Here is a 12,290-nt window from a genome sequence, read left to right as displayed (position 1 = left end):
CTTTGTTGAAATGATTAAAATTCAATATACTATGATTTTGGACACGCTGCATTGTTCAATACTGCTGTCCTTCTTTCCCGTTATGGGACCGGAACATAGTGAAAGTTCCTTTAAATACATGATCTTGTCCGGCGTAACTGTTGACTTCAACGATTGTTCGCACTCTTTCCTTCTGAACAACTTTTGCCTTGGCTACCACCCGTTCCCCCGCTTTTACGGGACGTATAAAATGAATGGAAGCCTTGGATGTCAGCGCCAAATCATCATTAATCACGGCGACCGCAAGCGAATTGGCCTGCGCAAAAAGATGATGGCCGCGCGCAATTCCCGTTCTTGAAAACACATGATTCTGATCGATCTCAAGAATGGATATGGCCGATGAGTCAAGCTGAAGATCCACTATATCGCCAATAACTTCATCTTCATGGAGCGCTTTGACGTCATCAAACTGCCTTTTTGCCACGTATTTGATTCTTTCCCTTAATTCAGGAATCGACAGTTCAAGCCTGTCCAGCCTGATTGTCTGTACACTGACCGAAAATTGGCCCGCCAATTCATCATCAGTAATAAAAGGATTTTCCGATATCGTCTGTTTCAGCGTTTCCTGCCGTTCCTGCTTACTTTTTCTCATCGCACGGACACCGCCATCTTTAAGACTAGGTAATAATAGTAAGTATACCATAACCCTATTATCGAGTGTAGCCTTTCAGAAGCGTCGTACCGAGGCGATTTCAAAACACCACGCCATATGAAATACGAATTTCATCAATTGGTGGTTTCATTTAGTCAAGAAATGTATGCTCAAGTATACCCGAATCAATTAACGGACGGCGAAGCTGGGCAAAAGACTCATCCTTCCAGAAATGTGGATTCAGCACGAGCCTTGAGGCATCATCTCTCGCCGCAGCCAGAGTCCTGTAGTCATGAATCATATCCGCAAGCTTAAAGGCAGGAACTCCGCTCTGCTTTTTTCCGAAAAAGTCTCCGGGGCCACGAAGTTGCAAGTCAAAGGAAGAGAGTCTGAATCCGTCCGTCGTTTCTGTCATCAGCTTCATCCTTTCTCTGCTCGTTTCCGATCTTGCGTCGGCTACCAAAATACAGTAGGACTGATCGTTGCCCCGTCCGACACGCCCGCGCAACTGGTGAAGCTGGGAGAGGCCGAAGCGGTCGGCATCATTGATAATCATCAGTGTCGCATTAGGAACATTCACACCTACCTCGACGACTGTCGTTGACACAAGGACATGAATCTTTTGTTCTTTAAATCCGTTCATAACCTCGCTTTTTTCATCATTGGTCAGCTTTCCGTGCATCAGTCCGATCCTGTAATCCGGGAGCGAGCGTGTGAGTTCTGCATGCATGTCGAGCGCATTTTGGACATCCAGCTGCTCCGACTCTTCAATCAAGGGGCAGACCACATAGGCTTGTCTGCCTTGCCGGAGTTCCTTCTCCATGAAACGGATGACCCGTCCCATCATCTCATGGCGAACCCAATAAGTCCTGATCGTTTTTCGTCCTCCCGGCAATTCGTCGATCGTCGATACATCCATATCACCAAACACGGTGATTGCCAGAGTCCGGGGAATGGGGGTAGCTGTCATATAAAGAACATCAGGATCCTTTCCTTTCACGCGAAGAAGCCGTCTCTGTCCGACTCCGAAACGGTGCTGTTCATCAGTGACAACAAGTCCAAGCTGTTTGAAAAGGACGTCGTCCTGAATCAATGCATGTGTCCCAACAAGGATGTCTATATGGCCCTTCTTTAACTCTTCAAGCAGCGGACGCCTTTCTTTGCCCCGTACATTTCCGGTAAGAAGAGCAACAGAAACAGAAAACGGTTCGAAAAGTTTCTGCAGACTATCCGCGTGTTGCTCGGCAAGAATTTCAGTCGGTGCCATTAGTGCTCCCTGGAAACCTGCCGTAACAGCCGCATAAAGCGCAATGGCGGCAACAATCGTTTTCCCGGAACCCACATCCCCCTGGAGCAGACGATTCATTGCAAAAGGCGATCCCAGATCGGCAAGTATTTCTTTGACAACTCGCTCTTGAGCCCGCGTTAAGGGAAACGGGAGCGTACGAATAAATGACCGAATAGAGTCCGTCTGGATATTGATCCGGGTACCCCCGCCTGATTTTCGTTTTACCTGTTTGTAGCATTGCATCTTAAGTTCATAAATCAGGAATTCTTCATAGACAAGACGCCTTCTCGCTTGTTTCAGGGCATCTCTTCCGGTAGGAAAGTGTATTTCACGAATTGCTTCCTTTCGGCCCATAAGGCGATATTCTTCTATAAGCGTCGGGGGAAGTGTTTCCACAATAGAGTCTTGAAACTGATTAAAAACCTGCCTGACGATAGATCGCATTCGCCTGACCGTCATGCCGTCTTTAACAGGATAAACCGGGGCAATCTGTTCGGAAAAGTCCGGGGCTCCAATGTGAAATTCAGTTGCGGTGATTTCGGCACGGGCCCTTTCCCATTTTCCGGTAACTGTCACCTCGTCGCCAAGGTTCAGCTTCTTCTTCAGATAGGGTCTGTTAAAAGCAATGACTGTGACCAGGTTGCGTCCAGAAAGAACTCTGACAGAAAGTCTGGACCTTCTTTTAGCATAGAAAGATAGCACTGGCTCACTCTGAATCTTGCCTCGCACAGTCAAATGATCGCTGTCTCCGGCGTTTTCGAGGTCCTGAATCTCATAATTGTCATATCGATATGGAAAATAGCTAAAAAGATCCTCGATGGATTCAACGCCAAGCTGCTTCAGCACGTCAACAGCTGAAGGGCCAACCCCTTTTAATTCACTGATTTGCGGAATCCTGTTCGAAGCATTCATTTTTCTGTCAGCGCCGATCCGTCCGTATTTTTGCTTTGACCAAAAATACGCTGTTTAAGCGCTCTTCCTGTTTTTGTGTCTGCCAGCCCTCCAAGTGCTGTTTCCCTGAACGCCGCGGGCATCATTCTCCCAACTTTATACATTGCGTCGATGACCTCGTCACACGGGATCTTACTTTTTATGCCCGCCAATGCCATATCTGCTGCGACTACTGCGGTTGAAGCACCGATCGCGTTCCTCTTGACACAGGGAACTTCAACCAGACCTGCAACAGGGTCGCAAATCAACCCAAGCATATTACCCAGTGCGATAGCCATCGCATCGGCGGATTGTTCAGGTGAACCGCCCGCCAACTCAACAGCGGCTGCAGCGGCCATGCCAGTGGCAGAACCCACCTCCGCCTGACAGCCGCCGGCGGCTCCTGCGATCGACGCATTATTCGCAACAACAAATCCGAAAGCCCCCGCAGTAAATAAGAATCGTACCATCTCATCACGGGTTGGATTCAGCCGTCCACGGAGCCCAAAAAGTGTACCAGGAACCACTCCGGCGGAACCCGCCGTAGGTGTGGCGCAGATCGTCCCCATTGCCGCGTTTACCTCGTTAGTTGCCATAGCCTTGCTTACTGCATCCAGCAGAACATTCCCCGACAATGAGTTTCCGGTCTCAAGATAATTTTGAAGAAGCCGGGCATCTCCGCCCGTCAGGCCTGAATGAGAGCGAACCTCTTCATGAATGCCCCTCTCAACAGCCTTCTCCATCACTTCAAGATTTTTTTCCATTTTTGAAAAAATATCAGCCCTGCTTTTTTGAGTGGTCTCCATTTCTGACAAAATCATAATCTCTGAAATGGATAAACAGGATGACTGCGCCTGATCCACCAGCTCTTTTATTGTTCTGAACATGAATGCACGATCCTTTCGTTTCCACTGGATTCAGGATAAGACAGCCACATTCAGCATATTCGTCAAACCTGAAATCTCTGCGGCAAGACCATCATTGATCTCCTCGTCAGTCTGAATGACCATCATGGCCAGATGCCCCCTCTCATGCCGGGAGACCTCCATATGAGAAATGTTCATTTCATATTTTGCAATCAAACCGGCAACCTCTGCAACCGCCCCATATTTATCGCGATGAAGCACAAGAAGCGCAGGATTGCTCCCGGTTAGAGATATTGAAAAGCCGTCGACTTCCGTGATCTCGATTTTTCCTCCACCAATAGAGACTCCCACCAATTCAAGGGCGTTCCCTCTGCCCGCGAGACGCAGACGCGCAGTATTCGGATGCTCCGTCTGTGTCTCTTTGTCTGTTGTAAAAGTAACCTTTATCCCCTTTTTTGCAGCTATCGAAAGAGCTTCGGAAAGTCTTGAATCGTCCGTCTCAAAGTCCAGCAGGCCGGCTACAAGAGCGACATCCGTGCCATGCCCCCTGTAAGTTTCCGCGAAGGATCCGTAAAGAGTAATATCAGCACGCTCAGGTGTTGAACCAAAGAGTTTCCGTGCCATGCGTCCGATCCGGGCGGCCCCCGCCGTATGGGAACTTGAAGGTCCGATCATTACAGGTCCGATTATATCAAAAACACTGCGGTATCTCATGAAGGATTCATCTCCTGATCAATCACTTATCTCTTCATCGTCAGATAACTCTTCTTCTGAAGTCAGCCGGACTCCCTGAACAAATATATTAATTGCAGCTGCTTCGATTCCAAGCGTATTATTCAGTGTCTCTTTGACCTTATTCTGCACATTGATCGCCACTTCAGAAATACGGGTTCCGTAACTGACAATAATATACATATCAATCAACAGATCCTGATCATCATCAAAAGAAACAATGATACCCCGGCTGAAGTTTTCTTTTTTCAGTAATTCGGTAAATCCGTCCTTAAGCTGATTCTTCGAAGCCATTCCGACGATGCCGTAGCAGTCAAGTGCCGCACCGCCTACGATTTTGGCAATGACATCTGTGGAAATGTCCACTTGTCCGTAAGTATTAGTGATGGAGATTGACATATCATTTTTCCTCCTTGAAAGAACATCATTTTCCATTTGAACACGGCACACTGAAATTGGCAATAGACAAAAAGCGTTCCCGTTCACGTTTTTTATGTGTATCTGTTAACGTTATTTTACACTAGCGTACACTATTTTGAAAGCAGACCAGCCATACTTCAGTTGGATCCGCATCATCTGCTGTTGCATGCTAGCTTCCGACATGTTAATATAAAAATATTGCTTTATTAATGTACAGGGCAGGGGGTAATTAAAAATGGGACGTCACTGCTTCGTGACAGGCAAAACAACAAAGTTCGGCCAGAATCGTTCTTTTGCTGAAAATAAATCGAAACGAACTTTCAAAGCAAATCTTCAGAAGGTACGCATTCTAGTTGATGGTAAGCCGAAAAGAGTCTATGTTTCAACAAAAGCTCTGAAGGCCGGAAAAGTTGAACGCGTCTGAATTTTTTCCAAACATTCATTTTATGACTGTAGCAAAAAAAGCATCCTGGCGGACAGGGTGCTTTTTTTGATTCTGAGAACCTCTTATCCCTTCCGAAAAGAACCGAGGAGGGCTCTCACAATACTGCCCAAAAATCTTGGCAGCTTAATCGTATAGAATTTCATTGCCATGCTCCTCCTTGTTTCATGTACCGTCAGCTTTAATCGAATGCTTCTAGATTATATGTGACGTGCATTGAAACTATGACCTGAGGAATCCTGAGCTCAATCGCTGCAGCGCATCATCAGCAGAAATCCTGTTGACAAAGAAACAACCATATCTTCACTTGCTGCCTCATTGCTGATACATAAACTTGAGCCAACCGGCAGGTCAGCGTTATCCAGCGGATACTTAACCCCCCGCAGCGTTAATCCTTCTACTCTTTCAGACATGGCCAGAAAAGAAAGGTAGGGGTAATCAGGATTCCTCTTTACATAATATGTTCCGGGCGAAAGCAGGGTGACCCGATTCTTGCGGTCAATAATCGAGCATTTGACACGGCTGCGCTCGGCTTTTAACAGCAGTTGAACAGCAGCGAGGCCGTGATCAAGTCTTCCACCTGTCGCACCAAAAATAAGGAGTTCTTCCGGGGCATGGCCGAGCGCCCAGTCAAGCGCGAGTTCCAGATCTGTTTTATCTTTTTCAGGGGGAAAAACTTTGAGATCCACACCACTGTCAAAAACGACGGATTTTTCATTCTCATTGAGAGAGTCAAAGTCTCCAAACGCCCGAACCGGAGTGATGCCGGCTTTTAAGAGTACAAAAGTTCCCCGGTCTGCTCCGATCCAACTGAAATCATAATAGGCAGATGTGCGGAGGTCAGGTATCAATTCTTCCGGGCCACCAGCCACAATAGCCATTTTCATCATAAAACCTCCCCTTCAACAGCTCCGCCAGGCTCTGATCAAAGAATACGTTCTTTTATAACCGGGTTATCAGTACTGCTTTTTTCTATTTTGTATTTCCTGAAAGAAAAAGCAATAATGCGCATAACGTTCCTTGTCAAGGGTGCCATCCGCGACGGCCTCTTTCACCGCACAGCCAGGTTCGGCCGTATGCGTGCACCCTCTGAAGCGGCACGAATCGTGCAATCGCACAAACTCGGGAAAACAGCCTTCCAAATCTACCAACGTAATTTCTGAGAAATCAAGGGAGCTGAAACCGGGCGTATCTGCGATGTAGCTCCCCATTCCAACAGGTAGAAGCTCTACATGCCTTGTCGTATGTTTTCCTCTTCCAAGTGCCTGTGATATTTCCTGCGTGTCAATTTTCAGGTTATGATTCAATCCATTTAAAAGGGAAGATTTTCCGACGCCTGACTGACCTGTGATCACAGTAATCGTTCCGTCCAGACTACTCATCACCTTTTCAAGTCCAAAATGCAAGACGCTTGAAGTGTAGATGACAGAATAGCCAATTTCCGTATAATGTTCCATCTTTCTGCGTATCTGATCTCTTTCAGGCACATCCAGAAGATCCCATTTTGAAAGACAGATAATCGGCCGGATGCCGTGTGACTCGACATGAACAAGAAAGCGGTCCAGCAATTGCCCGTCAAAAACAGGTTCCTTGACTGAGAACACAAGAACTGCTTGATCCACATTGGCGACCGGAGGACGGTTCAGAAAGTTTCGTCTTGGTCTGATCGACATTATATAACCGTCTTTGGGATTCTCCGCCTCATAGACAACACGGTCGCCCACCAGCGGAGTCACTTTCCTTTTCCGAAAAATTCCCCGCGCACGGCATTGTATCTGATCGTCCCCATCCTTGACATAATAATAACCGCTGAGTGCTTTAATAATCGTTCCCTCGGGCATGCTTTGACTCCTATCGTGAAATGTTCGTTACTTGGGATAATCAACTGTACCTGTTTTTACTTGATTGCCATCAATCACGATCCGATAAGAACCCTGCGAACCCGGATTAATTGTGAAAGGGATTGTATAAGTTTTGGTTTGAGTAATTTCCTCATCGGCAAATAAAGCATCGTTATGATTCGCGTCCGTATAGTAAATTTGAACATGAGCCGGTGATCCCCCACCGTTGTTCTGGCCATTCCCATTTCCGTTACCGTTATTGTTCCCGTTCCCATTTCCTGTATATTCAACCTTGATCGGCTGATCAATTTCTTTGGGCTGAGCCTGGCTCCCTTTAGAGAGTAACACGATAATTGATGAGCCCTTGGCCACTTTGCTTCCCGGAGCAGGATCTTGATCAAGAGCATTCCCCTGAGGCACGGTGTCAGAAAAATCGCCAACAGAATAATCCGCGGAGAGTCCCTGTGCCTGAAGCAGCTGATTCACCTCATCTTTTGGCTTCCCTCTCAGATCCGGAACAATCACCTGTGGCGTACCTGTACTGTATGTCAGCTCCAGGACGGTATCTCCGGGAACCACCTTTTGACCCGCGGCAGGAGTTTGACGCATCACTTCTCCCTCAGGCACAGTTGATGACTCCTGTCCGTGCCAGACAATGTTCTTGTAACCCGCATCCTGAAGTTGCGTCGTCAGGGAACTGCGGTCATATCCGACATAGTTTTCTACAGATATTTCCTGAGACCCCGCACTGACAAAAAGAGTGACGTAAGTCCCCGCTTTTACCTCAGTCCCGGCATCCGGATTCTGGCTGATCACAGTCCCCTTTTTCACAGTGCTGCTTGACTGATTTTTCCGTACTGCACTGAGATTTTTGTTTTCAATCAGCTGCTGTGCCTGTTCAAAAGTTTTTCCAGCGACATCCGGTACCTGAACGTTATTAACATAGAACAGTTTTGGAAGAAGGATCAGACCAATAATCAGGCCTGCGGTAATCAAAAGTATGAGGAGACCGGTCAGTGTGAGCCATTTTCTTGCCTTTGATTTCTTTTTAACCTTAGCATTCTCATTCTTATTTGGAGCCGGTTGCTCAGGCAACACAGCCTGATCCTTATTTTCATCAATTCTTACCGGCGCTATTTTAATGGTCCTATCATCATCAGTTTCGTCCCCTGAGTCCAGAATAAGCCTTTTTTCATCAGCGCGTTCCGGACTTAGAGCCGTTTTCAGGTCATCGTACATAGCCACAACATTTTTGTACCGATCCAGAGGAACCTTAGCCAGGGCACGAATCATCACATTTTCCAGACTCTGGGGCATATCCGGACGAAAATCCCTTGGAAACGGCATAGGTTCGCTGAGATGTTTCAGAGCAACCGAAACCGGTGAAGTCCCCGGAAATGGGAGTCTGCCGGTAATCAATTCAAACATCACAATACCTAGGGAATAGATATCAGACTTTACAGTCGCTTTTCCGCCTCTCGCCTGTTCTGGTGACAGATAGTGAGCCGAGCCTAGGATTGAGTGGGTGTAGGTAATCGTCGCGCTGCTGACTGCCATCGCAATGCCAAAATCAGTTACTTTGACATGTTCTGACTCGTCAATTAGGATGTTGTGGGGTTTAATATCCCGGTGAACAATTCCGTGGGCGTGGGCATGGGCGATGGCCAATGTCACTTGTTTCATAATATGGACGGATTCGCTGATCGAGATTGGGGAATAGTCCCGTATAAATTCTTTCAGGCTCATTCCATGGATGTATTCCATGACAATATAATAACAGTCTTCTTCTTCGCCGATATCATAGATCGCGACGATGTTCGGATGGGAAAGGCTGGCGACAGATTCAGCTTCACGGTGAAAGCGTTTGATAAACTCTTCATCACCTGCCAATTCTGTTCTCAGAACTTTGACAGCAACAAGCCGGTCAAGGATCAGATCCTTCGCTTTATAGACTATCGCCATCCCGCCTTCACCGAGACGGGACAAGATTTCATATCTTCCGCCGATTCGTCTTCCGATCATTTTTCATCACCATCGCTGTCGTGAGAGATAATAATCAGGGAGATGTTATCGTCTCCGCCCGCTTCATTTGCATCCCTGATCAATTGATCCGCTTTTTCCTGCAGTGAATTGTTTTCAGCAAGAGCCCTGCTTATCCATTCGTCAGAAAGCCTGTTAGTCAGTCCGTCTGAACAGACCACGAGTCTTGAACCCTCAGGCCAGTCCAGTGTCATTGTATCCAGCTGGACTGCCGGCTCAGTTCCCAGAGCCCTCGTCAGTACGTGTTTTTTCGGATGTACCTCCGCGTCCTCCTTCGAAAGCTGCCCGGATTTAACCAACTCATTGACCAGCGTATGGTCTTCTGTGATCTGGCTTGCTTTGATCCCCTCATGCCATATGTACACTCGGCTGTCACCGACAGTAGAAACAACCGCAAAATCATTACCGCAGAACGCTGCGGCAACCGTCGTCCCCATTCCCCTGCAATCGAAATGTGACTCAGAATAATCATAAATTCGGACATTCATCGAACGCACAAGCTGGTTCAACCATTTTACCGCCTCTTGCATCGTGAGGGTTTCTGAAATTTCATTCCACTTCTTTTCAGCCGCCTCAACTGCCAAACTGCTCGCTACCTCACCGGCCACATGGCCGCCCATTCCATCGGCAACAATACCTAACAGTTGATTTTTCCCTGTGAAAACACGCACACTGTCTTCGTTATGTGTTCTTACTTTTCCTATATCTGTGCCGAATACAGCTCTCATTTTACTCACTCCAATAACGGGCGAATGTTAATATTAATGCACTTGTTCCGTTTTCATCTTTTTTCTGAGACAGGCGATGAAAAATCCATCGGTCCCAAATTGGAAAGGCATGATCTGGATCATACTGGTGTCCGGAGATATCTGGCAATCTTTCAATTCATCAGGGAATCGCGTGATGAACTCCGGTTCCCATTCAAAATCGGGATGGCGTGAAATGAACCTGGTCAGCTGGCGTTCATTCTCATCACGGTTGATGGTGCACGTGCTGTAAACCAGCCATCCTCCGGGTCTCACCACACGGGATGCATTTTCAAGTATCTCTACCTGAACCTCAATCAGCTGCCGTATATCTTCAGGTGTTTTCCCCCACCGTATTTCCGGTTTGCGCCTTATAACTCCCAGACCCGAGCATGGGACATCCAGCAATACCCGGTCAAAAACTTCTGTTCCAAAAACCTCGTCGACTCTCCGGGCATCCATTGCCCGCGTTTCTATGTTTGACAGCCCCAGTCGTTCTGCATACCGGTCAATCAGCTTCGTTTTATGTTCGTGGAGATCCAGCGCAATAATCTTGCCCTTATTTCCCATCCTCTCACCAATGTGAGTGGTCTTCCCGCCCGGACCCGCGCAGGCATCAAGAACAGCCATTCCTTCCCGGGGGTCCAGTGCGTCAGCCACAAGCATCGAACTCTCATCCTGGACTGTCATCAGGCCATTTTCAAAAGCCTGCGAAGACGCTACATGGCCGCTGTCAATTTTTAAACAATCAGGTGACAGATTGCCTTTAGAAGCATTAATCCCTTCACCTTCAAGACGGGAAATCAACTCATCTCTCGAAATTTCGGTCCGATTAACCCGTACGAATGTGTAAGGCGGCCGGTTATCGCTGTCGGCAATCCCGATGGCCGTTTCTCTGTCCCACTGGCTTTCCCAGAGTGACAATAGCCATTCCGGGTGACTGTAAATAATCGAGAGGCGCCTGCTTTCCGGTTTAACGCTGGAAAAGTCAGGAGGCCCCTCCCTGAGAAATCTCCTCAGCACAGCATTGACAAATCCTGAGATCCCGCGATGTCCTCTTTTGCCGGCAATCGTAACGGCTTCGTTGACGATGGCATGATCTGGAATCCGGTCGAGATAAATTTTCTGATAGAATGAGAGCTGAAGCAGCAACCTGACCCAATCGTCGAGTCGCTTTCCGGAAGCAAACGATGAGAGAATGTAATCCAGCGTCAGACTTCGCTGCAGAACCCCATAAACCAATGTTGTCACAAGCGCCTTGTCCCGTTCCGGAATCATCTCTTCAGATAAAGACCTGTTCAGAGCCAGCTGGCTGTACGACTGATCCCTTGAAATTGAAAGCAATAAATTCAGCGCAGTTTCACGCGCAGAAATTTTACTCATGCCTTCTCCCCCAGCACCGTTCCTGAATCAAGTGTTCTTCCGCGAAGAAAATCGGTGGCGCTCATTCTTTTTTTCCCTGCAGGCTGGCATTCTTTGATTTCAAGCCATTCACCGAACCCGGTTGCCACAAAGAGAACATTGTCTGACTCAACGATGAGGGTTCCCGGTAATTCGGAACCCTTTCTGTCCGTCAGATCAGCAGAAAATATTTTAAACACTTTGCCATCCAGGTAGGTAAAGGCGCCCGGAAACGGATTGAGCCCACGAATCAGGTTGCGCACATTCCTTGCAGGCTTGCTCCAGTCTATTTGCTCATCCTCATGTTTGATACTCGGTGCAAATGTCGCCCGGTTTTCATCCTGGCGGACCGGTCTGGCCTTCCCCGCAGCAAGATCAGGCAGCGTTTTCATCAGCAAACGGCTCCCCGCAGCACTGAGCTTATCATGGAGAGAACCAAATGTATCATCATCATGGATTGGCACTTCCACTGTTGAGAGAATATCTCCTGCATCCAGTTTTTTAACCATATACATAATGGTCACGCCGGATTCCTTCTGTCCATCAATAACCGCCTGCTGTATTGGCGCCGCACCCCTGTATTCGGGTAGAAGCGAGGCGTGAACATTAACACAACCAAGCGGTGGTCCGTCGAGCAGCGACTGGGGGAGTATCTGCCCGTATGCTGCAGTAACTAATAGATCCGGTTTGAAAGAAAGAATTTCAATAACTGCTCCGGAATTGCGCACCTTTTCCGGCTGAAGCACGGGTATATTATATTTTTCGGCTAAAACTTTAATGGGAGGGGCAGTCAGCTTATGCTTTCTGCCCTTGGGGCGGTCGGGCTGCGTGACCACGCAGACGACTTCATATTTTGCATCATCGATTAAATTCTGCAGGACTGGAACTGAAAAGTCAGGAGTCCCCATAAATGCGATTTTCATTGTCAATCATCCTTTTTACTTGCTGCATTT

13 protein-coding genes are annotated in these 12,290 nt (G+C 47.6%); 1 reads left to right on the top strand and 12 read right to left on the bottom strand.

Annotation, left to right across the window (positions count from 1 at the left end; translation table 11 throughout):
- Positions 1-55: 55 nt before the first annotated feature.
- The 5 genes from fapR to E4665_RS00815 form a co-directional block, all read right to left on the bottom strand.
- Positions 56-631: a transcription factor FapR gene (gene fapR, locus E4665_RS00835; RefSeq protein WP_135346895.1), complete on the bottom strand. Its 576-nt coding sequence runs from the start codon at positions 629-631 to the stop codon at positions 56-58.
- Positions 632-782: 151 nt separating this feature from the next.
- The gene (gene recG / locus E4665_RS00830) at positions 783-2,831 is read right to left on the bottom strand and encodes an ATP-dependent DNA helicase RecG (RefSeq protein WP_135346894.1); all 2,049 of its coding nucleotides are present in this window, start codon (positions 2,829-2,831) and stop codon (positions 783-785) included.
- Entirely contained in the window at positions 2,828-3,736 is a 909-nt protein-coding gene (gene sdaAA / locus E4665_RS00825) for an L-serine ammonia-lyase, iron-sulfur-dependent, subunit alpha (RefSeq protein ID WP_135346893.1), read from the bottom strand. The genes recG and sdaAA overlap by 4 nt, the downstream gene beginning before the upstream one ends.
- 30 nt (positions 3,737-3,766) lie before the next feature.
- Positions 3,767-4,429, bottom strand: a complete 663-nt coding sequence (gene sdaAB / locus E4665_RS00820; RefSeq protein WP_135346892.1) for an L-serine ammonia-lyase, iron-sulfur-dependent subunit beta — start codon at positions 4,427-4,429, stop codon at positions 3,767-3,769.
- Positions 4,430-4,447: 18 nt separating this feature from the next.
- Positions 4,448-4,846, bottom strand: coding sequence for an Asp23/Gls24 family envelope stress response protein (locus E4665_RS00815; protein ID WP_135346891.1), 399 nt, complete (start codon positions 4,844-4,846; stop codon positions 4,448-4,450).
- Between the two features lie 256 nt (positions 4,847-5,102).
- Here E4665_RS00815 and rpmB point away from each other — a divergent pair, with 256 nt between their 5' ends.
- Positions 5,103-5,291 (top strand): 50S ribosomal protein L28, encoded by a 189-nt coding sequence (gene rpmB, locus E4665_RS00810; RefSeq protein ID WP_135346890.1) that lies wholly within the window; start codon positions 5,103-5,105, stop codon positions 5,289-5,291.
- Between the two features lie 83 nt (positions 5,292-5,374).
- Here the strand turns inward: rpmB and spoVM are convergent, their stop codons facing one another.
- From spoVM to fmt, 7 genes are all read right to left on the bottom strand, one after another.
- Positions 5,375-5,455, bottom strand: coding sequence for a stage V sporulation protein SpoVM (gene spoVM, locus E4665_RS00805; RefSeq protein WP_010630993.1), 81 nt, complete (start codon positions 5,453-5,455; stop codon positions 5,375-5,377).
- 99 nt (positions 5,456-5,554) lie between these two features.
- Positions 5,555-6,196, bottom strand: coding sequence for a thiamine diphosphokinase (locus E4665_RS00800; RefSeq protein WP_135346889.1), 642 nt, complete (start codon positions 6,194-6,196; stop codon positions 5,555-5,557).
- 69 nt (positions 6,197-6,265) lie between these two features.
- The gene (gene rsgA / locus E4665_RS00795; protein WP_135346888.1) at positions 6,266-7,150 is read right to left on the bottom strand and encodes a ribosome small subunit-dependent GTPase A; all 885 of its coding nucleotides are present in this window, start codon (positions 7,148-7,150) and stop codon (positions 6,266-6,268) included.
- A gap of 27 nt (positions 7,151-7,177) precedes the next feature.
- Positions 7,178-9,172 (bottom strand): Stk1 family PASTA domain-containing Ser/Thr kinase, encoded by a 1,995-nt coding sequence (gene pknB, locus E4665_RS00790; protein WP_135346887.1) that lies wholly within the window; start codon positions 9,170-9,172, stop codon positions 7,178-7,180.
- Positions 9,169-9,918, bottom strand: a complete 750-nt coding sequence (locus E4665_RS00785; RefSeq protein WP_135346886.1) for a Stp1/IreP family PP2C-type Ser/Thr phosphatase — start codon at positions 9,916-9,918, stop codon at positions 9,169-9,171. The genes pknB and E4665_RS00785 overlap by 4 nt, the downstream gene beginning before the upstream one ends.
- 33 nt (positions 9,919-9,951) lie before the next feature.
- Positions 9,952-11,319 carry a 16S rRNA (cytosine(967)-C(5))-methyltransferase RsmB gene (rsmB, locus tag E4665_RS00780; protein WP_135346885.1) on the bottom strand — a complete coding sequence of 456 codons (1,368 nt, stop codon included), beginning with the start codon at positions 11,317-11,319 and terminating at the stop codon, positions 9,952-9,954.
- Complete coding sequence (gene fmt, locus E4665_RS00775; protein ID WP_135346884.1) at positions 11,316-12,260, bottom strand: methionyl-tRNA formyltransferase; 945 nt, start codon at positions 12,258-12,260, stop codon at positions 11,316-11,318. Before fmt ends, rsmB begins: the two co-directional genes overlap by 4 nt.
- Between the last annotated feature and the right edge of the window lie 30 nt (positions 12,261-12,290).

Source organism: Sporolactobacillus shoreae, from assembly GCF_004684935.1.
GTDB lineage: Bacteria > Bacillota > Bacilli > Bacillales > Sporolactobacillaceae > Sporolactobacillus > Sporolactobacillus shoreae.
The sequence above is the reverse complement of the archived record's forward strand: the minus strand, read 5'-3'. Positions and strand labels throughout refer to the sequence as shown.

Coding starts and splice junctions, on each gene's coding strand:
- rpmB (WP_135346890.1), top strand. CDS start 5,103: ATGGGACGTCACTGCTTCGTGACAGGCAAAACAACAAAGTTCGGCCAG.
- fapR (WP_135346895.1), bottom strand. CDS start 631: ATGAGAAAAAGTAAGCAGGAACGGCAGGAAACGCTGAAACAGACGATA.
- sdaAB (WP_135346892.1), bottom strand. CDS start 4,429: ATGAGATACCGCAGTGTTTTTGATATAATCGGACCTGTAATGATCGGA.
- spoVM (WP_010630993.1), bottom strand. CDS start 5,455: ATGAAATTCTATACGATTAAGCTGCCAAGATTTTTGGGCAGTATTGTG.
- pknB (WP_135346887.1), bottom strand. CDS start 9,172: ATGATCGGAAGACGAATCGGCGGAAGATATGAAATCTTGTCCCGTCTC.
- recG (WP_135346894.1), bottom strand. CDS start 2,831: ATGAATGCTTCGAACAGGATTCCGCAAATCAGTGAATTAAAAGGGGTT.
- rsmB (WP_135346885.1), bottom strand. CDS start 11,319: ATGAGTAAAATTTCTGCGCGTGAAACTGCGCTGAATTTATTGCTTTCA.
- rsgA (WP_135346888.1), bottom strand. CDS start 7,150: ATGCCCGAGGGAACGATTATTAAAGCACTCAGCGGTTATTATTATGTC.
- sdaAA (WP_135346893.1), bottom strand. CDS start 3,736: ATGTTCAGAACAATAAAAGAGCTGGTGGATCAGGCGCAGTCATCCTGT.
- E4665_RS00815 (WP_135346891.1), bottom strand. CDS start 4,846: ATGTCAATCTCCATCACTAATACTTACGGACAAGTGGACATTTCCACA.
- E4665_RS00800 (WP_135346889.1), bottom strand. CDS start 6,196: ATGAAAATGGCTATTGTGGCTGGTGGCCCGGAAGAATTGATACCTGAC.
- fmt (WP_135346884.1), bottom strand. CDS start 12,260: ATGAAAATCGCATTTATGGGGACTCCTGACTTTTCAGTTCCAGTCCTG.
- E4665_RS00785 (WP_135346886.1), bottom strand. CDS start 9,918: ATGAGAGCTGTATTCGGCACAGATATAGGAAAAGTAAGAACACATAAC.